Source organism: Acinetobacter terrae, assembly GCF_002135195.1.
Classification (GTDB): Bacteria; Pseudomonadota; Gammaproteobacteria; order Pseudomonadales; family Moraxellaceae; genus Acinetobacter; species Acinetobacter terrae.
Map to the genome: position 1 here is coordinate 216,568 of NZ_NEGF01000002.1, position 24,421 is coordinate 240,988.

A 24,421-nucleotide genomic window follows, 5' to 3' on the forward strand; every position below is an offset into this window, starting at 1 on the left:
AAATACAGACTTATTCAGCAGCAAATGCAGCAACAACAGAACCAAAGCCTTCAATTTCAACCTTGAATTCATCACCCGGGTGTGCAACAACCATAGGACCCAATGCACCGGTCAATACGATGTCACCCGCCAACAGTGGACGACCACGGCGAACCATTTCATCCGCCAACCAAACAGCAGCGTTGAGTGGATTTGCAAGGCAGGCTTTACCTACACCTTGAGATACCACTTCATCACCACGGGTCATGGTCATTTTGCAGTTCACTAAATCCAGGTTTTCAAGTTTCACAGGACGTGAACCCAAAACAAAAGCCGCTGAAGATGCGTTATCGGCAACAGTATCAATCAGTGAGATTTTCCAGTTTTCGATACGGCTATCCACCACTTCTACCGCTGGCAAGGCATATTCAGTCGCACTGATAATGTCTGCATAGGTATGATGTTCTTTGGTAAGATCTTTATTAATGATTAACGCGATTTCTGCTTCAACTTTAGGCTGAATCAATAAACCTGCCGGGATTGCTTCGCCATCACCATAAGACATGTCTGCAAACAACATACCGAAGTCAGGCTGATCTACACCCAGTTGGGCTTGTACCACTTTTGAAGTCAAACCGATTTTGCGGCCGACTAAACGACGTCCTTCGCTTAGGGCACGTTGGGTATTTAATTCTTGAACTGCGTAGGCAATATCTACATCAGCACTTTCACCACCCAGTTGCGGGCGAATCGGTGCAATCGCAGTTTGTGACAACTCAGCTTCTCTAAGCGCCAAGGCGACTGATTCAACAACAGCAGAATTCGACATCAATGTTTCCTTAAACTGCAAAAAATTGGAGTTATACCGTTATCGATGGAAATGGAATGAACAATGTGAAAATGCTATGCAAATGATCAAACCCATCAGCAAATGGGTGCTGCCCATCTTGGGAAAACGTGTATATGTATAAACTGATTTAGAATCTGAAAAATGCGGTTTTTATGCCAATACTTATTTTATTTTTTACAATAGCTATTACCTATAAATGGCATTCTATTTTTTTCAGTGAAACAAAGCACTTAGCGTAGATAATTCATGATATCCGAGTAAGCAGCTCTGCAATGCAGGTGATTCATTTTAACAATCAATCACCACTACGACTAAAAGATGAGACTATCGCTCTATTTTGAGTAAAAACGACATATTCATTGCTCAATCAACATGATATTTTTAAACAATTAAAAACAATGACTTAGAATATTGGCAATGAAAATCAAAACACTGTTATTAACGGCTTCACTCACCACCTTATGTAGTACAGCCTTTGCACAAAATTATCAAAACCAGCTTAAAAACAAATATTTAATTGTAAGTCGCGCAAGCTGTGCGGGATTAAAATTTAATCCTCAAGCGACCGCTGCTGCATGGCAAAATGAAATGGAATGTAGTCGTGGCTACTCCAATAGCGATGCGTGGCGTATTACCTGGATTACACCGGACATTTTTATGATGACTGAAGTCATTCGCCCTAATGAAATTTCACCGCCGCGTAATGATGTTTATAAAATCATGAGTATTCAAAATAAAACCGTCACTGTCGTTAATTACTGGACCGATTGGGGTAACCACAAACCTGATCTGCAAAAATTTAGAATTCAATAAGTATAAAAAAGGGCGATTTTAAATCACCCTTTTAGCATCCGATATCTCTTAAACCGCTTGTTTTAAATTCACCTGATTCAAGAGGACCTGATGCAGACTTGCCACATCTTCTGCAATAGCAAGCGGATTATATTGTGCCAGCGTCTCAGGTGTATGCACCCCATAACTCACCCCAATACGTGGCATGGCAATATTCTGCGCCATTTCCAAATCATACGATGTATCACCGACCATAATCGCATTTTCAGCATTGACACCGGTAATGTGCAAAATTTCTGCGAGCATCAGTGGGTCAGGTTTAGATTTGGTTTCACTTGCCGCACGGGTCACAATAAAAAGCTCATGACTCTGGGTTTGACTTAACACACGGTCTAACCCTTTACGGCTTTTTCCTGTGGCAACCGCAAGCTTTACACCCTGCTGCGTGAGATCATTCAACAATTCCGCCACACCCTCAAACCATGCATCACCTTTCGAATTTTCGACATAGTGAGTCGCATAACATTGCAAAATATCATGGTGCAATTCAGGCACATCGGGAAATAACACTTGCGCGACTTCCGGCAACCCCAAACCAATAATGCTTTTTGCAGCTTCATGCGTTAAGGGTTGTTCATATTCTTTGGCAGCAAATTTTAAGCTTTCAACAATCTGACCGACTGAATCAAATAAAGTGCCATCCCAATCGAAAATGACAAGTTCTACCGCTTTTTTCATGAATTAATCCAATATTTGATTCAGGGTGAATAACAACTTGAAATTGACCTCTCCCTTGCGAACTCAGAATATATTCTGAGGATTCTCATCTCCTAAGAGGAAAGAATTTCTATTATTTTTCAAGCGCAAGGAACGAACTAAATATCGTGAGATAAGTTTAGCAAAATTTAATTCATTCCTCTTATTCGCTATCGTGACACTCCCTCTCCTTTCAGGAGATGAGCAGTACTACTGCGCAAGAGAGAGGTCAAAGTTATTCATCCACATTCTTGAGTAACGGGACTATTCATCCAATACTCCCGCTGCTTGAGAGCAGAAAATTCAATCTTCTTCATCACGATCAGTTAAAACCGGTTCTTTATCTTTCTTCTGTGCACGTAACTGTGCCACCAGACTCTGCATATCTTCAGGCAATGGCGCTTCAATGGTTTCATAACCCGGAATTTCCAGACGCAGTGCATGCAAACATAAACGACGTGCTTTCGGACCTTTGTATACAGTTTCATGACCATATTTTTCATCGCCAATTAAAGGATGACCAATACTTAAACCATGCACACGAATCTGATGGGTACGACCTGAAAGCGGTGATGCATATACAAGCGTTGCATGCATAAAGCGCTCAGCCACATTCCACTGCGTTTTCGACTCTTTACCTTCTTTAGAGACGCATACACGACGCTCGCCATTGGCAAGCTCATAACGGTGTAAAGGTGCATCAATCAGTTGACGATCGATCACGACGTTGCCTTTCACAATCGCAGCATAGGTTTTTTTGATTTTATGTTCACGCAGTAAATCTTGCAGGGTTTTTAAAGTGCTGCGTTTTTTACTGATCATCACTAGGCCGGAAGTATCACGGTCAATACGATGAATCAGTTCCAGATATTTCTTACCGGTTGCTGCACGCAAGCCTTCAATCAGACCATACGCCACACCACTACCACCGTGCACGGCAATACCTGAAGGTTTATTGACCACCATCAGGCCTTCATCTTCATAAATCACGCGGCTGAGCAGGCTTTGAGCCACTTTGTCCGATACCGGTACTGGCGTTTCATCTTTAGGCTCATAACGAATTGGCGCAACGCGAATTTGGTCACCAATTGCCAGTTTCGTTTCCGCTTTGATACGCTTTTTATTGACCCGAACTTGTCCTTCACGCATCAAACGATAAATACGACTTTTAGGCACACCTTTAAGTCGAGAAAATAAAAAATTATCGATGCGTTGGCCTGATTGATGCTCGTCCACTTCAAACCAAGTGACACTTTGCCATTCTTGCGTAGAATTCATACAGTTACTATGACCCAAAAAAATACTAAAATTGATTAAAAACTGATCACTTAGGCTATGCTTTACACAAGAAACATAAGCTTAACCCATAGGCAGATGATGCAAGGTTTGATATAGTCAGCGCACGGATACCACCGTTAGTGTGAAAAAATTTAATCACTTCAATATTTTTGAAGTTAAATATTAAATTTGACAATTCACATTAAATACGGAAAGGTCCCTAAAGAATATGCCGACGCCGAAGGCTTATTATATCGGCAAAAAAGCAAACTGTTGCGTTTAATTGTACTTATGTACATAAATCAGTCTGCCCTAAAAAATATGTCGCCAACTTAAAGTTGGTTTTTAAACGTAAACTGATACACATCAGATTAGTCGCACCCTGAAGTCGCATTCAGGCTACAACGTTGATGCATTGGATCTGCACATAAAGCAAAGATACGATGATAATTCCGTATCAAGACGCTCTATCTTAATGGAAGGGATGATCTTCAAGCTGCGTGACAGTGAAAGTTACTCACATCTAATGCACCGTTTGTCCGCCAGTGAAGCGTTCAGGTGACTTTAATCGTTTAAAGATTGAAGCCGTATTGCCATCATCAATACGTGAATCAAAAACCGAAGCCCAAAAAAAGGCCGGTAAAAAAGCTCAGACCACAAGAGTTTATTTGAGATCTGGGTATTGATCCGTAATGTATGATGTTCGCTACGTGAATAGCGATGTTTTGTTGTGTATCACTATTAGGTGTTACACCCATGAAACGTATGTTGATTAATGCAACACATGCCGAAGAGATTCGCGTTGCACTTGTCACTGGTCAGCGTCTTTACGATTTTGATTTAGAAAATCGTACCCGTGAACAAAAGAAATCCAATATCTATAAAGGTCACGTGACTCGCGTTGAACCTTCTTTAGAAGCTGTTTTTGTTGAGTATGGTGCAGGTCGTCAAGGCTTCCTGTCTATGCGTGAAATCGCAAATTCATACTACAAGGCAGACCCTCGCCAAACTTCAAATATCCGCGAATTGATCACTGAAGGCACAGAACTTCTTGTTCAAGTGGAAAAAGAAGAACGTGGCAATAAAGGGGCTGCCCTTTCTACCTTTATCTCGCTTGCCGGTCGTTATTTGGTGCTTATGCCAAACAACCCTAAAGGTGGTGGTATCAGTCGTCAAATTTCAGGTTCAGTTCGTGAAGAATTGAAAGAAATGTTGTCGTCACTGAATATTCCTCGTGGCATGAGCGTGATTGTTCGTACTGCGGGTATTGGTCGTTCACAAGAAGAATTGCAACTTGACTTGCAACACCTGATGGACCTTTGGGCACAAATCCAAACCACAGCAAGTTCTGGTCCGTCACCAATGTTGGTACATCAGGAAGCTGGCGTAGTTACTCGTGCGATTCGTGACTATTTACGTGACGATGTTGCAGAAATTTTAATTGACTCTGAACAAGCCTATACCGAAGCCTATAACTTCGTTAAAGCCGTGATGCCGCGCCAGTTAGAAAAACTTAAAACCTATACTTTAAATGAGCCTTTATTTGCTCATTTTGCGATTGAAAGCCAAATTCAAACTGCCTATGAACGTGAAGTAAAACTTCCTTCTGGCGGTTCAATCGTGATCGACCAAACTGAAGCTTTAGTGTCAATTGACATTAACTCGGCGAAATCAACACGTGGTAGCGACGTTGAAGACACCGCTTTAAATACCAACCTGGAAGCGGCTGAAGAAATTGCGCGTCAACTGCGTTTACGTGATATCGGTGGTTTGGTGGTGATCGATTTCATCGACATGACCAAAGACCGCAACCAGCGCATGGTTGAAGCAAAACTTCGTGAAGCAACTCAAAGCGATCGTGCCCGTATCCAGTTCGGTCAATTGTCTCGTTTTGGCTTAATGGAAATGAGCCGTCAACGCTTACGTCCATCGCTTGAAGAAGCGACCGGTTATGTTTGCCCGCGCTGCCATGGTACTGGCATGGTGCGTGACTTACGCTCTCTTTCGCTGTCGATCATGCGTAAAGTGGAAGAAATTGCTCTGCGTGAACGTCATGGTGAAGTTCAGGTTGAAGTTCCAGTTGAAATTGCAGCATTCTTGTTGAATGAAAAGCGTCATACGCTGGTGTATTTAGAACAAACTTCAAATGTACGTGTAACCGTGTTGCCACATCCGCACTTGGAAACACCGCATTACGAAATCACTTATAACGCTGAAGGTTTTGCGCCAACCAGCTATGAACGTACCGAAGCAACACGTTCAAGTGAAAAAGAGTTGGGTTATGAATCTTCTGAATGGCATTTGGAAGGTGAGCAACAAGCTCAAGCTGCTGCACAAGCACCTGCTCAGCAACAAGCTCAAAACCAAAACAACAAGCCACAACGCCGTCCACAACAAGCAGCTCAAGAAGTACAGCAACAACAGCCAGCTCAAGTTGCACCTGCTGCTCAAGCTTCAGCAAGCCCATGTGCATGGTTAGAAAACCTGTTTGTGCAAAAGCAAGCAAAAACAGTTGATCAGGCACGTACTGCAAACAATGCTGCTGCTGCCATTGAACAAATGGTCAATGAGGGTGCTGTGAGCCGTGGCCAATTCGGTCAAGTTGCGACATCTGCTCCTGCTCCAAGCGCACCGGTTGCAACTGCAAACAACAATGTTTACTTAACGCCAAATGCACCTGTAACACCAAAACAGGAACAGCGTGAAGTTGCGGACAAGTATTCTGACAGAGAAGAAAAAGCGCAACGTCACAATAAAAAGCGTAACAAGCCGAAAGAGCAACGCGAACAAGTTCAGCACGACAATCAACAAAATCAAGTGCATGAAGAAATTGTTCAAGTTCCTCGTCATGAGCAGCGCCAAGAAGTACGTCAAGAACAGCGCCCGGAACCACGTCAAGATCAGCGCCATGAACAGCGCCAAGACCAACGTGACAACAAGCGCCCGACTCGACGTCAACACGTTGAACAACAAGCATCTGAAACTCAACCAGAGCAAAATGCTGTTCCACGTCGTGACCGCAATAGCCCGCAACGTCCAAACCGCCCAAATCGTCACCGCGATCAAAGCGTATTGAACGAACAAGCTGCTCCACAGCAAGCCATTGCTGCTCCTGTAGTTAATGAACAACAACCTAAAGTCGAAGTGATTGATACGCCTCGTCAGGATGTTATTCCAACTGCATTGGTGGTGAATGTCGATCAGGCGAAAAGTGAAATTGTCGCGTTAAATGCAACAGCAGCTATTGTTGAAGCACCAATCGCTCAAACTGCACCTGTCGCTGTTGCAGAAATCAAAGCAGCTGTAGTTGAGAAACCGGTAGTCGCGAAGGCAGAAAAACCTGCTGCAACCACTGAAACTCGCGAGCCACAGCAACCGCGTCCTGCTGACAAACGTGCAAGCAACGATCCGCGTATGCATCGTCGTCAAAAACGTGAAGCTTATGCAAAACAGGCTCAAGCTCCAAAATTGAACCCATCTCAGGTTCCAACTTTGGGTCAATATACGGTTGGCAGCTTAATTCGCCATATTTATGGTGAAGATTGTTCAGTGCTGATTGAACAATTTGGTTTAATCCCAACCTTCAACCGTGCCTTGGTGAAATTCACTGAGCAATATGCGGCGACTATGGTGTCTCAGGCAACTGAAGCGGAAGCACCAGCACAGCCGGTTACACGTGATGTTGCTGTAGTAACCAAAGCTGCACCTGAGGCTGAACCGGCGCCTGTGTTGGACTTGACACCACCTCGTGCTGTTTCGGACAACCGTGTTGCCAACGATCCTCGTGAACGTCGTCGTTTGGCAAAACTTGCTGCGGAACAAGCTTTAGAGCAAGCCAAGCAAGCACATAGCGAACCTAAAGCTGCAAAGGAAGTTGCTGAAACAACGACTTCTGAAGTTGCTCCGGTGACAGAACCAGAAGCTGTGATCGAAGAAGCACCGGTGACGAAAACTCCTGAAGTTATAGCCGAAGAAGCACCAGTGACGGAAGCTCCAGAAGTTGTAGTCGCTCCAGAAGTGGTTGCAGAGCCGATCGAGGAAGCTGTTCAAGCAGCCCCTGTTGAAAAGGCAGTAAAGCCAAAACCGGTAAAAGCTGAATTGCCGGCAGAGGTTGCTCAAGACCTACAAGCACTGGCTGAGCCAAAAGCTGATGTAGATAACCCCGATGCTGATGATGACGCTGACAAACCTGTCCGCCCCCGTCGTCCTCGCGGTCGTCCACCGAAGAAAGTAACTCCTGCAAATGAGTCATAATTAGCTCTAATGCAGTGAATAAAAAAAACCTAGTCATTTCGGTGACTAGGTTTTTTTTGATACTTTTGTCAAATTAGGTTGATTGCACTAGGATTAAACGATTAAAAAGACACCTGTACAGATGACCGCAAACAAATAGACATATTGGATTATGAAAAATAAATAGGATTCTTATGAACCACAGCACACAGAGCGATCTTATTGGTATTGCTGATGTCGCAGCAAAATTACCCAAATTTATGAGCAAAGTCCCTCATCTATTGAGTGGTCTGAAGCAAGCCTATTTACGCACACCTAACACCCCTGCAGGATTAGGCATTGCCTTTGAAAAAGCAGTCAAACGCAATCCTCACGGCATCGCGTTATTATTTGAAGATCAAAAATTCAGTTATCAAGAATTGAATGAATGGGCCAACCAAATCGGGCATTTTTATCTGTCCCTTGGCGCCTGTAAAGGCGATGTCATTGCCGTGATGGTGGAAAACCGTCCGGAACTTGTAGCGACAGTCGTTGCTTTAGCGAAAATTGGCGTGACCTCAGCTCTGGTCAATACATCGCAAACCGGTAAGGCACTGACGCATAGCATTAATCTGGTAAAACCCATTGCAGTCATTGTCGGTGAAGAATGCCGTCACGCTGTGGAAGAAGTCCGTCCAGACTTAGCGCTTGCAGCAGACCGTTTTCACTGGTTTGCAGATCAAGCCACTCAAATTGATGCAGGTACAGCACCGAAAAACTGGGTGAATCTCGCGGATAAAATTGATCAATTCCCCAAATTCAACACACCAACCACGCATAGTGTTCAAGGTAAAGACGGCTTATTTTACATCTACACTTCGGGTACGACCGGTTTACCCAAAGCGGTCATTTTCACGCATAGCCGCTGGACTTTGGCCTATGGCACCTATGGGCATATATTAAACCTGAATAAAGACGACGTCATGTACGTGACCTTGCCGCTCTATCATGCGACGGGGATCGTGGTGTGTTGGTGTGGCGTGATTGCTGGCAGTGCCACACTGGCATTACGACGCAAATATTCCACCTCTGCTTTCTGGAAAGATGTACAAAAATTTGATGCCTCTGCGATTGGTTATGTCGGTGAATTGTGCCGTTACCTCATGGATGCGCCTGTATCTGAACTCGAACACTGTCATCGTGTGAAAAAAATGATCGGTAATGGCATGCGCCCAAATATCTGGGACAAATTCAAGCAACGTTTTGGTATTGAAGAAATTCTTGAACTTTATGCTTCAAGCGAAGGTAATGTCGGTTTCAGTAACGTGTTTAACTTTGACAACACGGTAGGCTTCTCCCCTACACCTTATGCGATTGTCGAGTTTGATAAAGAAAGCAATGCGCCGGTGAAAGATGCCAAAGGCTGGTTCAAGAAGGTCAAAAAAGGTGAAGTCGGTTTATTGATTGGTAAAATTACCCGCCGCTCACCCTTTGATGGCTATACCGATCCTGAAAAGAATAAATCCGTCATCATGAAAGATGTATTCAAGCATGGCGATGCATTCTTTAACACAGGCGATCTGGTACGTGATATTGGCTTCCGTCATGCTCAATTTGTGGACCGTTTAGGTGACACTTTCCGCTGGAAAGGTGAAAATGTATCTACCACTGAAGTTGAAAATGTCCTCAGCGAATATGAAAAAATTGCTGAAGCTGTGGTTTATGGCGTAGAAATTCCCAATACCAACGGTCGTGCAGGCATGGCGGCAATTACGCTGAATGATGGTGCAGAATTAACAGCGCAAGATTTAAAGCAAATGGCAACCGAGTTTAAAAAATGCCTGCCTGCTTATGCTGTTCCTGTGTTCTTACGTGTTCAAGTACAGGTGGAAACCACCGGTACTTTTAAATACCAAAAGAACAAGTTAAAAGAACAGGCTTTTGATCCCAATAAAACCGATGAACGCTTGTTGGTTTTATTGCCGAATACCACGGAATATTGTGATTTAACGGCAGAAATATTCCACAATATCCAAGCTTATCAATACCGTTTCTAATTCAAAACGTATGTTTTTTGACTAGATAAAGCAAATTTGTTGCATTTATAATCAAACATCAACAAGTTTGCTAATTTTTACTTGCGCTCGTTTAATAACTTGCTACAATACGCCCATCAAAACGAAGTGGTGTTTAGAAAACCTTATATTTTCTTACACTGTGCATCCAGGCAATGCTTGAATGTTGGTTTCGGGCCGTTAGCTCAGTTGGTAGAGCAGTGGACTTTTAATCCATTGGTCCCGCGTTCGAGTCGCGGACGGCCCACCACTTATTTTGATTATCTTGGGCCGTTAGCTCAGTTGGTAGAGCAGTGGACTTTTAATCCATTGGTCCCGCGTTCGAGTCGCGGACGGCCCACCAAGATTCTAAAGAGCTTCTCTACAGAGAAGCTTTTTTACTTCTCAGATATTTTCTCTGAAAATATGGGCCGTTAGCTCAGTTGGTAGAGCAGTGGACTTTTAATCCATTGGTCCCGCGTTCGAGTCGCGGACGGCCCACCATATCTTTCTTAAGGCTTCTTTCTGTACTAAAATACCCGTACTCAAATAGAAACGAAACCTGCAAATATTCCGACCAAGACAAACCATACCGCTTCGGTAGATTCGCCATTCTCGAAATTTTGCTTCATCTTGCAATTCGTTTAAAATATTGTTTTTAAATGCGTTCAGGGTTGTTAGCTCAGTTGGTAGAGCAGTAGACTCTTAATCTATTGGTCGAGGGTTCGAGCCCCTCACAACCCACCAAATTTAATCCTCATTATTCCAATAAATTTTAATTTTATTCAAAAAAATACTCCATTTTGGGAGTATTTTTTTTGCTTAAATTTTAGGATTCACTGGTTTTCACTTTCGTACTTGCTTTGACTAAACGATATGCTTGTTGGGGAAATGGATGACCTTCAGCAAAATATTGTTTATTTTGTTCTGAAGCAGAGGCAATTTTATCTAAATCCATTTGCAAGCTCTGATCTTGATCGACGTTATAGAAAAACTCTACTCCATTTGATCGATGCAAAATCACTTGATGATGCTCTTCATCATAAGACCAAGAATCTTTATGATAATAAGAGTCCGAATCAAATGTAATTTGGCCTAAATGGATAATGCTGCTGTGTGCGGTACCATCTGCTAATAAATTGAGAATAAAATCTCCAGTCCCCTCTTTGCATTTCATCAAAGGATCAGCACAGCTAATCGCACTCCGATAACGCCCCACATAGGATTCAGCATTTTCTGGAATTTTTTTCTGGGTAACGCTTGTAGTATCCGCGGGCATGGCGGCCTTTCCGGCGACCTCAGTCAGTTTTTTGCCTTGAGTATTAGCAGTAGCGGAATTGGCCAGCTGATTTTCAGATTCCATTTGTTTGGCAACAGAATCTTCTAGTGGCTGATTACAGCCCCCAAGACCCAATAAGACAGTCACAAGGATACATCTACGGTAATCTGCTTTTAGAAACACTGATTTACCCCTCAATTCTAGATTTTCTTCAGCTGCGTATTGGTACATTCAATTATTTATTGGATAAGTTGTCTGGATATTCATGCTATTGAACTATAATACAGTTCACATATTTTTTTGATTTTCATTGATATAAATTAACCTTTTTAAAATAAATATATTTGATGTCGCAGTACAGAGATCAGGCATAGCCAGTTACATAACTTAACTATTTTTTATGCTGCATCACTTTAAAAAGTTTTTTGCATCACCATTTCTAAATTATGAGTGAGTTGTTTTAACTTCATACATTTTCTAATTTTAAGGAGATCTAGATGGCCAATGTTGGTCTATATCGCTCTAACCGACAGAATATGATTGCAGGTGTAATGGGTGGTATTGCTGAACGATTTGGTTGGAATGCAAATTTACTCCGCATTATATTTGTACTTGTTTCTGTTATGAGCGCAGCATTTCCAGGGATTTTAGTCTATTTGGTTTTATGGCTCATTATGCCTAAAAAACAGTTTCAAATAGATTCTGGATCAGGCTATCAGAATCCGGTTCGTACGGTAAATCAGGACTCTAATCCATACCGTTAATATTTTAACTTTTGAGCTTTTACCGTTTTATGCTACGGCTCTTACCCCAATGAGTCGTAGCTTTTTTTTGCCTATTTTTAGATGTTAGCCGCAAGATTCAACTGTTGATTTAATGCTGCAATCATATCGGCACGGCTGATAATCCCGACCATTCTTTGGTTTTCTACTACAGCAATATAATTAAATGAACGTTCCACAAAATACGGCACCAAATCCTGAATCGGTTGCTGGGGTTTCACAGTGACGACTTGACGCACCATAATATCCTTAACCTGACGCTGCCATGTAGTTCTTAAGTCGGTCGCACGCTTAAACCATTCTACTACTTCATATAAAGCCAGTGTTCCCACCAATTGCTGCTGAGCATCTATCACAGGCAAGCTCATTAAATTCATCTGTTTGAATTTATCCAAAGCCGAATGGATATCATCATTTTCATTTAAGCTAATGACATCTTTAGTCATGATGTCCTGACACTTGAACTGGCTCACTCCCCTCGCATTGGCTTTTTCTTGCGCCGCTAAAATAATTTTTTGTAAGTCATATTCACTGATATCTAACAGCTCGGTTTGTTGATCCAAAGTGTCTTGAATATCTTGAGGTTGAATCGTGACTTTTTGAGTGGGTGTTGGGTCTTTAGAACGCTGGTTGATTTGTGCGACTTGCGGATATTGTTTGCCTAGCATGCGATTAAACACAATCGCAATCATCATTAATAAAAGTGAATTCAATAAAACTGGATAAAAGATAAAGTTGTATCCAAGCTGGTGTACCGCTTCCCCACCCAAAACGGCAGTAATGGCCACTGCACCACTGGGTGGATGCAAGGAATCTGTCGTCATCATTAAAACAATCGAGAGGCCCACCGCAACACTAAAGGCTTCTGTCAAGTTAGGAATATACATCGCACAGGTCACACCAATTATGCCTGCAATACTATTTCCGACCACCATATTCCAGGGTTGAGCCAATGGACTGGCAGGTACAGCAAACAATAGTACCGACGAGGCACCCATGGGCGCGATATACCAGGCGTTGATATCGCCCAACACCCACCAGCTGATCAGCGATGAAAGTGCAAGCCCCATTAATGCGCCTATACCACACAGCAGGCGGTCTTTTAGCGGAAGGACTTTAAAATTGGGTTTTAAGATATTGAGCCATTCAAGTTGTGGATGAAACACAGCACGCCTTTTGTGGTTTTTAAGTTGAAGATTTGAATTATAGAATGATGCTGCATAAAGGTGTATTTATTTTATATCTTTCCCTTATCAATTTATTGATAGATTTTTAAAATAAAAAACGTCCATTTTGTTTGTAACGAACCTGAGGGTTTTGCAAAATTTATCATTCATTATTCACGGCGATTTAAACAAGATCACGATATACAGTCAGCATTCTACATTCATTGAAAATCATTGTACTGAGCAGCACTTTTAGTCCATTTAAATGGCGGCTAGTCATCTAACTTCTGCGTAATCATCGGCTCAATTTTTATCAGCTCAATCTCGCCATAGAAGGTCGAAAATGCCACATCTCCGGCATCGATTCCAGTGCCAATTCGAATTAAATTTTCTACAGGTGCCAATCGGGTCGGATCAAACAATACCCAACCGCCATCTAAATACGCTTCAAAAATAGCATGAAAATCCGGTAGAAATTTTTCAATTTCGACATAACCGACTACCATACGTGCCGGAATACCCAAAGCACGACACAGCGCAATGCCTAAATGGGCAAAGTCACGACAGACTCCAGCCCGATGGATGAGTACATCTGTCGCTGTGGTAAATTGATCCGAGCTGCCTGAAACATAAAATATATTGTTGTAAATCCACTGTTCAATGGCTTTAACGCGGCTATAGCCCGGCTCCATCCATCCAAATGACCGGTTTGCCATTTCTACAAATAAGTCAGAATTACAATAACGACTGGCCAGCAAATAAGGCAACACCTCATCGGGTAAATCTGGGATCGCCACTTCATTGAGGTTTTGCTGAAGATCTGCATTCTTTACAGGATGACGTTCAACTGTCGCACTGTAGTTCACTTCAAAACTATCACAAGCTTCAACATGCAACCTGATATAACGGTTTTGCTGGCTCGGATCGTGAAATTCACGCCATGCGACTGGTGGATTAAACGTTAATTGTTCTTCAATAATGGTTTGATCAGGATGATGTGCAGCTTGAATCAGAAAAACGAATTCTGTGGCTTGGACAATCTTGTATTTTAAGTGACACTGAATTTTACAAGTTGTCATGAACTTCCTTATTTTTTAAGCATTATTTTACTGTGTGCAGATTAAACCAATTTCATGCAAATAAGCGGATGAGAGCTGTTTATCTTTATCACAATTTCATTTAAATAATGCTATACATCTGATTTATTCTTGGTTTTTAGCTCAGCGTAAATCGGTCATCAAACATGACATGACAGGATGCAAATAAATAACCGTTATCTTTCAAGGGCATTTTGATTTTTTTCAAAAAAGTGTCGGCGCATTAACCCTTTGCCACTCCTCTGGAAAATCCTTATAATTGAACACAATTTTTCTCTAATTTTAAGTGGATGACCATGAGTCGCGCCATATCGCATATTGATACCTTCCAAGGCTTAATTCTTGCCTTACAAACTTACTGGGCTGAACAAGGTTGTGTCATTTTACAACCTTACGATATGGAAATGGGCGCAGGCACATTCCACACTGCAACCTTCCTTCGTGCTTTAGGGCCTGAAACATGGAACGCTGCATACGTTCAGCCTTCACGCCGTCCGAAAGATGGTCGTTATGGCGAAAACCCGAACCGTTTGCAACATTACTACCAGTTCCAGGTTGTGTTGAAGCCAAACCCGGACAACATCCAGCAGCTCTACCTTGACTCGTTAAAAGCGATCGGGATCGACCCGCTGGTACACGACATTCGTTTCGTGGAAGACAACTGGGAATCTCCAACACTTGGCGCTTGGGGCTTAGGTTGGGAAGTTTGGCTAAACGGTATGGAAGTGACTCAGTTCACTTACTTCCAGCAAGTTGGTGGTGTTGAATGTTACCCGGTGACAGGCGAAATCACTTACGGTCTTGAACGTCTTGCGATGTACTTGCAAGGTGTAGATTCAGTTTACGATTTGGTTTGGACCAAAGGTCAGTTCGGTACGGTGACTTATGGCGATGTATTCCACCAAAATGAAGTGGAACAATCGACTTATAACTTTGAATATGCCAACGTTGAAAAAATGTTTGAACTGTTCGACTTCTACGAAGCTGAAGCAACCCGTTTAATCGAAGCGGAACTTCCACTGCCTGCATACGAACAAGTGATTAAAGCATCGCATAGCTTTAATTTGTTAGACGCTCGTGGCGCGATTTCGGTGACTGAACGTCAACGTTATATTTTACGTGTACGTACTTTGGCACGTTCAATTGCACAAAGTTATGTGGCAGCACGTGCGAAGCTTGGCTTCCCGATGGCTGAACCTGAATTACGTGATGAAGTCCTTGCGCAGTTAAAAGCACAAGTTGAAGCAGAAGCGGCTCAAGCAGAAAAAGCAGCGGAGAAGAAATAATGTCTAAACATACCGTATTGTTCGAATTGGGTTGTGAAGAACTTCCGCCAAAAAGCTTAAAAAAATTACGTGACGCGCTACATGCTGAAACCATTAAAGGCTTAAAAGATGCAGGCTTGGCTTTCGATGCCATCGAAGCTTATGCAGCACCTCGCCGTTTGGCATTGAAAATTGTCAATGTTGAAGGCGCACAAGCAGATACACAAAAACGTTTTGACGGTCCTGCTGTGCAAGCGGCTTATGATGCGGAAGGCAAACCGACACGTGCGCTTGAAGGTTTCATGCGTGGTCAAGGCATCACTGCGGATCAAGTATCGACTTTTAAAGCCGGTAAAGTTGAAAAAGTGTGTTTCTTGAAAGATGTCAAAGGTCAAAGCCTTGATGTCTTATTGCCACAAATTTTACAAGCTGCTTTGGATAACCTTCCAATTGCAAAACGTATGCGTTCAGCGGCAAGCCGTACTGAATTCGTGCGTCCGGTAAAATGGGTTGTATTGCTAAAAGACAACGACGTGATTGATGCAACAATTCAGGATCACAAAGCTGGCAACGTGACGTTTGGTCACCGTTTCCATGCACCTGAAGCGATTACTTTAACTCATGCAGATGAATACTTAGCGAAGTTAAAAGCAGCGCATGTAGTGGCATCTTTTGAAGAACGCCAAGCGATCATCGATCAACAAGTGAAAGTACTTGCTGATGAAGTGAATGCAATTGCCATCGTTCCTGCTGACCTTCGTGATGAAGTGACTGCATTGGTTGAATGGCCTGTTGCGTTACGTGCCAGCTTCGAAGAACGCTTCCTTGCTGTTCCTCAAGAAGCGTTGATTACGACCATGCAGGACAACCAAAAGTACTTCTGCTTAGTCAATGCTGACAACAAATTACAGCCTTACTTCATTACCGTTTCAAATATTGAGTCTAAAGATCCGGCTCAAATTATTGAAGGTAACGAAAAAGTGGTTCGTCCACGTTTGTCGGATGCTGAATTCTTCTTCTTACAAGATCAAAAGCAACCACTGGCATCGCGTAAAGAAAAATTGGCAAATATGGTATTCCAGGCACAATTGGGTACTTTGTGGGACAAATCGACACGTATTGCAAAATTGGCTGTAGCACTTGCTCCGCTTACTGGTGCAAACCCTGCTGATGCTGAAAAAGCAGCGCTTCTTGCAAAATGCGATTTAACATCTGAGCTTGTGGGTGAATTCCCTGAGCTTCAAGGTATTGCGGGTACGTACTACGCACGCATTGAAGGTGAAAATGATGAAGTTGCGGAATCTTTAGGTGAGCAATACTTACCTAAATTCGCTGGTGACGTTTTACCTAAGACTAAAACGGGTACTACGATTGCGCTTGCAGATCGTCTAGATACGCTCACCGGTATTTTCGGTATTGGTCAAGCGCCTACAGGTTCGAAAGACCCGTTTGCGCTACGTCGTTCTGCAATTGGTATTTTGCGTCTTGTGACTGAAAACGAGCTTGATGTTTCGATTGAAGAACTGATCAAGCTTGCATTGAATGCTTATGGCGACGTTATTGCAGATCATGCCAAGACTTTAAACGATGCTGTTGCATTCCTTGAAGGCCGTTACCGTGCGAAATACGAAGACCAAGGCGTTGCAGTTGACGTGATTCAAGCCGTTCAAGCGTTGTCGCCAAAATCTCCGCTTGATTTTGACAAGCGTGTAAACGCCGTAAATCACTTCCGTGACTTACCTGAAGCTGCTGCTCTTGCTGCTGCAAACAAGCGTGTTGCTAACATTCTTGCCAAAGAAGCTGAGCCGACTGGCGCTGTGGTTGAAGCAAACTTGGTTGAAGATGCTGAGAAAGCATTATTCGCTGAACTTGCGAAAATCACACCAGTGGTTGAGCCATTATTTGCTGCCAAAGACTATACTGCTGCATTGTCTGCTTTAGCTGCACTTCGTGCGCCAGTCGATGCATTCTTTGACGGTGTAATGGTCATGGCAGATGATGCTGACTTGAAAGCTAACCGTTTACGTATGCTTGCTCAGCTTCGTGATTTGTTTACGAAAGTAGCTGATATTTCGGTGTTACAACACTAAGCTATAATTGCTTGAAAGTTAAATGAAACCCCGCTATAAATTGGTGGGGTTTTTTAATATTAAAATAGTATGAAAGTATTTCTAAGTTACGCGAAAGAAGATAAAGAATTTATTTTAGAATGTTATGAAGAATTAAAACGTAAAAACCTTAACCCTTGGATGGATGAACATGACCTTCTTCCTGGACAGGCATGGGATGAATGTATCAAAGCAAATATGAGGGATACAGACGTAGTTTTGGTTTTTATGTCTTCTGATAGTGTTTCTAAAGTAGGATATGTTCAACGAGAACTAAAATATTTTGCGGACAAGAGAAAAGATCATCCTGAAGATTCCATTTATTTAATTCCTATCCAACTCGACAAATGTAAAGTGCCAGATACTATTGCTTCTGAAATTCAATTTATAAATATTAATCGAGATTTAAATAGTAAAGAATGGGTTAAAGTTCTTAGATCACTAGATTTAGCAGCTAAGCAAAGGAATATTGAGAAGATAAATGAGGATTCGACAAAACCAAGAATTGAGTTAAAGGAAATATCTGAAAGCGTTAGATCTTTGACCGGGTATGATTTTAATGGTAACTACCCAGTTATTAAGGCAGCACATGATAATTTTAGAGAAATAAATGACCTCACATATTCAATAGTACTTGATCAGCTAATTCATATACGACAAAGACTTTTTGAAAAGCCTTTAGATATCGAAAGAGAAAATAATGAGCCTACATATCAGGATATATATGATATTTCAATAACTACTGATATTGGATATGTCCGTAATAACTTTGTGAGTTTCGTATTCACAAATTATTTTTATACAGGGGGTGCCCATGGTAATCATAATTTTTTCACCAAAAATTTTTATGTGAAAGATGGAAAAGTTATTTTCATCAATTATACGTTGCTTTTTCAACAAGAAAGTATTTTAGATGCTGATGCATTTATTAAATCTTATTGTCACGATGATTTATTAGCTCAAATTGCTTATCGCTCTGAATCAGAGGATTTTGATAAAGAATGGGTTAAGAATGGTATTGAGCAAATTACTGCTGAGGTAATTCTTATTAAAGAACGTAGTTTAGAGATATTCTTTGCACCATATGCTGTTACCGCTTATGCATTTGGAGATTTTAAAGTGGAGATACCTTTTTATAAATTATCAAAGTTTTTAGATAAAACTCATAGCAGCCTCTATTCTCAAATAACCGCATATGAATATGAAGAAACTTAAAACCTTTCCTAACAATTCTAGGCATTTCATGTTCAATTCCCTATACTCAAGCTAACAACACTCAACAAGAAAGAATCATATGAAATTTAAAACACTTATTCTCTCTGGCTTCGCGTGCTTATCTCTTACTGCTTGTACTTCTGCTCCTAAAATCCCACAACTTGAAACCGGCGTATTAGAAGAAGTTCAAAACCTGAAAGTCTATCCAGACACGGTCGATAACAAAGCCAAATTGACTAAATTTATTGATAAATGCGTGATTGAATTTACCGGCAACCTAGAAGCAGGAAAATCAATAGAGCATTGGTCATTTAAGGGCTTAACCCTGATTTCAGCTGGTTCTGCAACCTTTGCTCAAGACGGCTCAAGCACAGCAGCAAACTTTGACCTGCATGCTCCAGACGTACAACACAATTTTCTTGCCTTACGCCACAACTTTCATAAAGACGCTTTAGCTCAATGTAACTAAGTGAGCCAATACATTACCCGATTCATTTAATCACCCCCCATCTTTCACCTGTAAAAGATGGGTGTTTTTTTGTTTTTAATCTCTTTAAAATACACAGCAAATGTATACACATGTTGTAACGCTGTATTAATTTCGCCACATTTCCCCTTACCTTAAAAGTTTACCATTACAATAAAAATAACAATGTAGAACTGAAACTACAGGCAAAAACAGGAATAAAACGCACAATGAAAAAGATGAAAGCTGCATTAATTACGGGCGCAATTTTAGCTTCGACTCCACTTTTTGCTCAAACTACAACAGCAACCGAAACGGTAACTCCAACACAGAGTCAGGCTGTGCCTTATGGAGATAATCCAAATATCTTTAAAGTGATTACACAGAAGGCTCAAGCCACGGTGCAAAACACGGCTGAAAAAGTTGATCATGCAGCGCAAAAAGGGATCGCGAAAGTAAAACCTAAAGTGGAAAATGCCTGGGAAGAAACCAAAGATTTTGCCAGTGAAAAATCAGTGATTGCGATAGAAAAAACTCAAAACGCTGCAGTAAAAGTCAATAAAAAATTGAATGAAACCAAAGATGGCCTTATTGGCAGTCCAAATGACCAACCTGCGCCTATTATTTCGCACCCTTTGAGTCAGTCATCAACAGGGGGCGAGTCTGCACCCGTTCAACAAGTACCATCGACTCAAACACAGCCGGTACAAAATAATAGAACCACAAACTTATAATCAATATGCCCTCTCCCTTTTGGCAGCGGGCTAAATTGGGAGAAAGCTAAAGTGAGAGTTTGTTAATTCACTTGTCGAATTGGCTGTCCGGCTTTAAATGCTGCAACATTGTCTAGCATCTGCTGCACAATACGTTGTCGTGCATCGATACTGCCCCACGCACTATGTGGGGTAATAATTAGGTTTGGAATATCATCCGCCAATAACACATTGCCATTCTTTGGTGGTTCAACCGTAAGAACATCTGTTGCAGCCCCTGCAATTTTGCCTTGGCGCAAAGCATCTGCAAGTGCTTGTTCATTGACAATTCCACCACGGGCACAGTTAATTAAAAATGCACTCGTTTTCATGGCATCGAAGGCTTTGGCATCAATCAAATCACGGGTATCTTCAGTTAAAGGACAATGCAGACTAAGGAAATCAACTTGGGGCAATAAATCCGCAAAAGGAATACGACTGGCATCAGATGGACGATTCGGTAATGATCCGACCAATACTTTCATGCCAAATGCTTCAGCCAGTTTCGCAACAGCCTGCCCCAATTCACCATAACCAAGAATCCCTAAAGTCTTGCCTTCCAGTTCAATAATAGGAAAATCCAGCAGGCAGAATTGTGAAGCTTTATTCCATTCACCCTGTTTCACGGCGCGGTCATATTTGAGCAAAGAAGTGGCCAAAGCCAACATTAAAGCGAGTGTATGTTGAGCTACCGCAGAAGTGCCATAACCCTGACAATTACACACCACAATGCCCTGCGTACGCGCTTGAATCAGGTCAACATTGTTTGTACCTGTTGCAGAAATTAAAATCAGTTTTAAATTCGGACATTGTTGAATCGTTGCTGCATCAATGACCACTTTATTACTGATGATGACATCAACATGCTGCACACGTTCTAAAACCTGTGCTGGGTCAGTACTTGGAAATAAAGTTAACTCATCAAAAGCCGCTTCAAGTGCACTAAAATCCAGATCATTTTTATCCAGTGATTCATAATCTAAAAATACGGCTTTCATCATGCATTCCTTGGCTGGTTTAAATAGGTACTGAAATTACTTCCCCAGATATTAAAAGCCAAATTTGCGTGCTTTTTCAACTAAATTTCGGCATGAGATATAAAAAACCCACTATTTAGTGGGTTTATTGATATGGACTTGAATCGACTTCCGAATTTCACAAAATACATAGATTGCCAGGGCAAAAACCACAAGCAATCCCCCACCCATAATCATATAAGTCGGATCTGTACTCTGGGCAAAAGCATAGGAAGGTATTGATATAGAGATGATGGTTAAAAGCACAGCCGGTATAAAATCACGTTTCATCCTTAAGCACCCTGTATTGTTTATTTGTTTATTCTTCAATATTTAGCAAATTTAACTTGCCTTATATTTTCTATCTTAGACCGATTAAAATATAAAGCAAGTGATCAAAAATTAGACCAAAGTCGAGTTGGTTTTAAACAATAACAGAGTATTCAATAATGCTTAAGGCAGTTCTGGTTGAGTGACGAATTGGGCGGTTTCAGGCGTGTCTTCAATAAAATCATGACTGCCAAATTCATTATTGCTTAAGTTTAATTGCTTATAACTAAGCAAGTAAAAATCGCTATATTTCTTGATCACAATGGGATGCATGCCCGCCGTTAACGGCTCTTGTTCCTTAAACAACTTCATGACCTGTCGATCATTCATTGCCACCAAATAGCGTTCGTCATTTAAATTAATCTGCACCAAACCACTGCCCTTGGCAAAAATCGGGATCAGAAATTTATGATTTAAGGCAATTGCACCGGCGGCATAGCTTTCAATCTTTTGGCTAATGACATTAAACACCAGACCATGACCGAAACAGTCCAATAAATGACTGCGATTTTCCTGTGGCAAATTCACCTGAATACCGAGTTTCAGTAAATCTTGCTGACTGACCTGCTTGTTGCTCAGTAATTCTCGCAGTAAATTCTGTTTCAACTTCGCATCAAAAAACTGGTTATCCAGCTGCAAATCATTGTTAATTAAAATTGAACTCAAGGCATTGCGGTGTCGCGGCAATAAATTTTCAATGACTTTACGATAATAGAACTTACTGTTCTTTTTGACCTGGCGGATTTTTTTATAGAAATAGCTTTCATCAAATTCATGCAATAAAAAGTCATGTAGTAATTCTGAACTGGCCAACACAGCAATCGCATCGTGCCCGGTAAAGGGTAACTTCAAAGTCTGAATTTGAGGCAAAACCTGTTCAAGTTTCAGATAGTGCGCGCGATCTTCCGGACAGTAAGGATCATAAACCACAATGTATTCACGCTCGGCCGAAACATCTTGAGGCCGCACCTGCATATTGGCATTTAGTTCCTCATGGAAAAACATGTTATAGCGCGGATCTTCCACATCTTCAGGATTAATTGAGTACTGCGGTACCAGTGCAACCACACGTTTTAAATCGAGCAAATTGGAATACTTGATTGCGGCATAACCACCCATTGAACCGCCATAGCCAATCCGTGTTTTAAACGGTGCAATCAACTCTTGAATCTCGGCAAACATCTGTTGCATTGAGCTTTCAGGAAACCACGATTTCTGCTTCGGCATAATACCAATCACATTAAAATCATGTTTCTCCAGTGATTTTTCGGCATTAATCGACAATCCCTTGGCACGGGTAATTAAATCACCAAAAGAGAAAATCAGCTCATCCGATGAACCTTTTAAGAATATTGTACGAATTTGTTCGTCTTCAAAAATAATGTGTTTATCCATTTCCACACCGAAGCAAATCGGCCCTTGTTTTTTACGGTCAATAGAACAAATAGACACCTTGCCTATTTACGAAAAGCGACTATGTTATTTTATAGATGCCAAGAATATTAAAAAGCGCAAAATATGACACAATCACTCCATCCAGCCGCTCAAGAAGGCTTTAGTTCTGCTGCAGAACTTTATCAACAGGTTCGTCCCGATTATCCACAAGACATCGTGAACTGGCTGCAAGATCAGCTCAAACTTGGTGAAAAGTCACATGTCATCGATCTGGGTTCTGGCACTGGAAAATTCTTACCCTACTTGCAACAAATTACTTCGCACATTACCGCGATTGAACCGATTCAGGAAATGCTGGCACAGCTGCAACACGCCTATCCAGAGATTCAAACCCGGCAAGCCTCTAGCGAACACTTGCCTGTCACTGCAAATAGCATGGATGCCGTGATCTGCGCGCAATCCTTCCACTGGTTTGCCAATCTTGAGACTTTACAGCAAATCCATCAAGTCTTGAAACCCTCAGGACATTTGGCACTGATCTGGAATCAACGGGATATAAACGTTAACTGGGTCAAAGCACTAGCAGATCTGATTGAACCGTTGGAGGGTAACACACCTCGTTATCATAGTGAAAAGTGGAAAGATGTGTTTAAGCATCAATCGTTATTTCAGTTAGAAAATGTCCAGACTTTTCAGCAGCAGCATGTGGGTACAGTAGAAAATGTGGTGTCTAAACGTCTGCTTTCCACCAGTTTCATTGCCGCCCTACCTGAGCAAGAACAACAACAATTAAAAGTCCTATTTGAACAGATTGTCTTCAGCTACACTGGTAAATATCCACAAGATGAAATCGCCTTCCCTTATATAACCCATGCCTATGATTTTATAAAAATTGATTAGAAATAAGGAATCATCATGAAAAAACTTCAACTGAAACAACTTGGTCTGCCTGTTTTATTATGTTCAAGCGTATTCCTGACTGCCTGTGATAACAGCAAAAATACAGCCACTCAAAATGATAAAATCCAACCTGAAGATAAAGTCATGCAGGAGTTGATTACCGAACCGGTCAAAGCGTTTGAGAAAACGCCAGATGATCAGCATGATATTGCCTTACTCACCGACTTCGACACGCGCTTCACCCAAATGAGTGACGAGATGGAAGATGAGCTGACCAAAATGCACGAGGAAGGTTCCTTAACCGATGAATTTGCGCATAATCGCAAACGTGACAATATTCGGTCGGCACTCAATATGCTGAAAGAACTGGACTTAAAAACCCAGCAAGGACGTTATATTCAAGGCTTAATTGCAGAATACTGGCAAACTCAAGCCAAACTGTATGATGAAAATAAAGATAACAAAACAGAGGAAATGAAAAATTCAGGCGATCGGGTTAAAGGTTTAGCTAATTTTTTACATGCCCAAGACCAGCTTGAACATTGGCAGTCACAATATCCAGAAATGAGCAAAACTGACACATTAAAAACTGAAGCAACTAAATCTGAGCCCTAAAATAAGGGACATAAAAAAGGATCATTTGATCCCTTCATCTTTGTTGTAATGGCTTACGGTCGCTCGTCATATTGTGGCAAGCCATCACAAATGGTCTGCCATTCGGCCTTGGAA

General features: G+C 41.6%; 20 protein-coding genes and 4 tRNA genes. 15 read left to right on the forward strand and 9 right to left on the reverse strand.

Going from position 1 to position 24,421, the window contains the following annotated elements:
* Positions 1 to 10 precede the first annotated feature (10 nt).
* A complete protein-coding gene (gene mhpD, locus B9T23_RS03405) occupies positions 11 to 808 on the reverse strand; it encodes a 2-keto-4-pentenoate hydratase (RefSeq protein WP_086193001.1) in 798 nt (265 codons plus the stop codon).
* Positions 809 to 1,246: 438 nt separating this feature from the next.
* Here mhpD and B9T23_RS03410 point away from each other — a divergent pair, with 438 nt between their 5' ends.
* Positions 1,247 to 1,642, forward strand: coding sequence for a hypothetical protein (locus B9T23_RS03410; protein ID WP_086193002.1), 396 nt, complete (start codon positions 1,247 to 1,249; stop codon positions 1,640 to 1,642).
* 48 nt (positions 1,643 to 1,690) lie between these two features.
* On the opposite strand, the gene B9T23_RS03415 is transcribed toward B9T23_RS03410, so the two are convergent.
* On the reverse strand, positions 1,691 to 2,359 hold the full coding sequence (locus B9T23_RS03415) for an HAD-IA family hydrolase (RefSeq protein WP_086193003.1): 669 nt from the start codon (positions 2,357 to 2,359) through the stop codon (positions 1,691 to 1,693).
* Between the two features lie 321 nt (positions 2,360 to 2,680).
* Complete coding sequence (locus B9T23_RS03420; protein WP_086193004.1) at positions 2,681 to 3,655, reverse strand: RluA family pseudouridine synthase; 975 nt, start codon at positions 3,653 to 3,655, stop codon at positions 2,681 to 2,683.
* Between the two features lie 756 nt (positions 3,656 to 4,411).
* On the opposite strand from B9T23_RS03420, the gene B9T23_RS03425 reads away from it, so the two are divergent.
* From B9T23_RS03425 to B9T23_RS03450, 6 genes are all read left to right on the forward strand, one after another.
* The gene (locus tag B9T23_RS03425; RefSeq protein WP_086193005.1) at positions 4,412 to 7,909 is read left to right on the forward strand and encodes an Rne/Rng family ribonuclease; all 3,498 of its coding nucleotides are present in this window, start codon (positions 4,412 to 4,414) and stop codon (positions 7,907 to 7,909) included.
* Between the two features lie 173 nt (positions 7,910 to 8,082).
* A complete protein-coding gene (locus tag B9T23_RS03430) occupies positions 8,083 to 9,924 on the forward strand; it encodes a long-chain-acyl-CoA synthetase (protein ID WP_086193006.1) in 1,842 nt (613 codons plus the stop codon).
* A 192-nt stretch (positions 9,925 to 10,116) separates the two neighbouring features.
* Positions 10,117 to 10,192, forward strand: a tRNA-Lys gene (locus B9T23_RS03435).
* Positions 10,193 to 10,209: 17 nt separating this feature from the next.
* A tRNA-Lys gene (locus B9T23_RS03440) sits at positions 10,210 to 10,285 on the forward strand.
* Between the two features lie 64 nt (positions 10,286 to 10,349).
* Positions 10,350 to 10,425: transfer RNA gene (locus B9T23_RS03445), tRNA-Lys, on the forward strand.
* A gap of 167 nt (positions 10,426 to 10,592) precedes the next feature.
* Positions 10,593 to 10,668: transfer RNA gene (locus B9T23_RS03450), tRNA-Lys, on the forward strand.
* 82 nt (positions 10,669 to 10,750) lie between these two features.
* Here the strand turns inward: B9T23_RS03450 and B9T23_RS03455 are convergent.
* Positions 10,751 to 11,383 carry a hypothetical protein gene (locus B9T23_RS03455; protein WP_086193007.1) on the reverse strand — a complete coding sequence of 211 codons (633 nt, stop codon included), beginning with the start codon at positions 11,381 to 11,383 and terminating at the stop codon, positions 10,751 to 10,753.
* A 314-nt stretch (positions 11,384 to 11,697) separates the two neighbouring features.
* Between B9T23_RS03455 and B9T23_RS03460 the strand changes: the two genes are divergently transcribed.
* A complete protein-coding gene (locus B9T23_RS03460; protein WP_086193008.1) occupies positions 11,698 to 11,964 on the forward strand; it encodes a PspC domain-containing protein in 267 nt (88 codons plus the stop codon).
* Between the two features lie 77 nt (positions 11,965 to 12,041).
* On the opposite strand, the gene B9T23_RS03465 is transcribed toward B9T23_RS03460, so the two are convergent.
* The gene (locus B9T23_RS03465) at positions 12,042 to 13,148 is read right to left on the reverse strand and encodes an HPP family protein (RefSeq protein WP_086193009.1); all 1,107 of its coding nucleotides are present in this window, start codon (positions 13,146 to 13,148) and stop codon (positions 12,042 to 12,044) included.
* Positions 13,149 to 13,420: 272 nt separating this feature from the next.
* Positions 13,421 to 14,227: a transglutaminase-like domain-containing protein gene (locus B9T23_RS03470; RefSeq protein ID WP_086193010.1), complete on the reverse strand. Its 807-nt coding sequence runs from the start codon at positions 14,225 to 14,227 to the stop codon at positions 13,421 to 13,423.
* A gap of 314 nt (positions 14,228 to 14,541) precedes the next feature.
* Here B9T23_RS03470 and glyQ point away from each other — a divergent pair, with 314 nt between their 5' ends.
* The 5 genes from glyQ to B9T23_RS03495 all read left to right on the forward strand — a co-directional run bounded on the left by glyQ (position 14,542) and on the right by B9T23_RS03495 (position 20,033).
* The gene (glyQ, locus tag B9T23_RS03475) at positions 14,542 to 15,531 is read left to right on the forward strand and encodes a glycine--tRNA ligase subunit alpha (protein WP_086193011.1); all 990 of its coding nucleotides are present in this window, start codon (positions 14,542 to 14,544) and stop codon (positions 15,529 to 15,531) included.
* A complete protein-coding gene (gene glyS, locus B9T23_RS03480; protein ID WP_086193012.1) occupies positions 15,531 to 17,600 on the forward strand; it encodes a glycine--tRNA ligase subunit beta in 2,070 nt (689 codons plus the stop codon). The genes glyQ and glyS overlap by 1 nt, the downstream gene beginning before the upstream one ends.
* Positions 17,601 to 17,669: 69 nt before the next feature.
* A complete protein-coding gene (locus tag B9T23_RS03485) occupies positions 17,670 to 18,833 on the forward strand; it encodes a TIR domain-containing protein (protein ID WP_086193013.1) in 1,164 nt (387 codons plus the stop codon).
* Between the two features lie 79 nt (positions 18,834 to 18,912).
* Positions 18,913 to 19,302 (forward strand): hypothetical protein, encoded by a 390-nt coding sequence (locus B9T23_RS03490; protein ID WP_086193014.1) that lies wholly within the window; start codon positions 18,913 to 18,915, stop codon positions 19,300 to 19,302.
* Between the two features lie 227 nt (positions 19,303 to 19,529).
* Complete coding sequence (locus B9T23_RS03495; RefSeq protein ID WP_086193015.1) at positions 19,530 to 20,033, forward strand: hypothetical protein; 504 nt, start codon at positions 19,530 to 19,532, stop codon at positions 20,031 to 20,033.
* A 62-nt stretch (positions 20,034 to 20,095) separates the two neighbouring features.
* Here B9T23_RS03495 and B9T23_RS03500 read toward each other — a convergent pair whose 3' ends face one another.
* From B9T23_RS03500 to B9T23_RS03510, 3 genes are all read right to left on the reverse strand, one after another.
* Entirely contained in the window at positions 20,096 to 21,049 is a 954-nt protein-coding gene (locus tag B9T23_RS03500) for a 2-hydroxyacid dehydrogenase (RefSeq protein ID WP_086193016.1), read from the reverse strand.
* A gap of 111 nt (positions 21,050 to 21,160) precedes the next feature.
* Positions 21,161 to 21,358, reverse strand: coding sequence for a hypothetical protein (locus tag B9T23_RS03505; protein ID WP_086193017.1), 198 nt, complete (start codon positions 21,356 to 21,358; stop codon positions 21,161 to 21,163).
* A 162-nt stretch (positions 21,359 to 21,520) separates the two neighbouring features.
* A complete protein-coding gene (locus tag B9T23_RS03510) occupies positions 21,521 to 22,792 on the reverse strand; it encodes a hypothetical protein (RefSeq protein WP_086193118.1) in 1,272 nt (423 codons plus the stop codon).
* Between the two features lie 123 nt (positions 22,793 to 22,915).
* Between B9T23_RS03510 and B9T23_RS03515 the strand changes: the two genes are divergently transcribed.
* Together B9T23_RS03515 and B9T23_RS03520 are read left to right on the forward strand one after the other, a co-directional pair.
* Positions 22,916 to 23,692: a class I SAM-dependent methyltransferase gene (locus B9T23_RS03515; protein WP_086193018.1), complete on the forward strand. Its 777-nt coding sequence runs from the start codon at positions 22,916 to 22,918 to the stop codon at positions 23,690 to 23,692.
* Between the two features lie 15 nt (positions 23,693 to 23,707).
* Positions 23,708 to 24,307: a hypothetical protein gene (locus B9T23_RS03520; protein ID WP_086193019.1), complete on the forward strand. Its 600-nt coding sequence runs from the start codon at positions 23,708 to 23,710 to the stop codon at positions 24,305 to 24,307.
* The last annotated feature ends 114 nt before the right edge of the window (positions 24,308 to 24,421 follow it).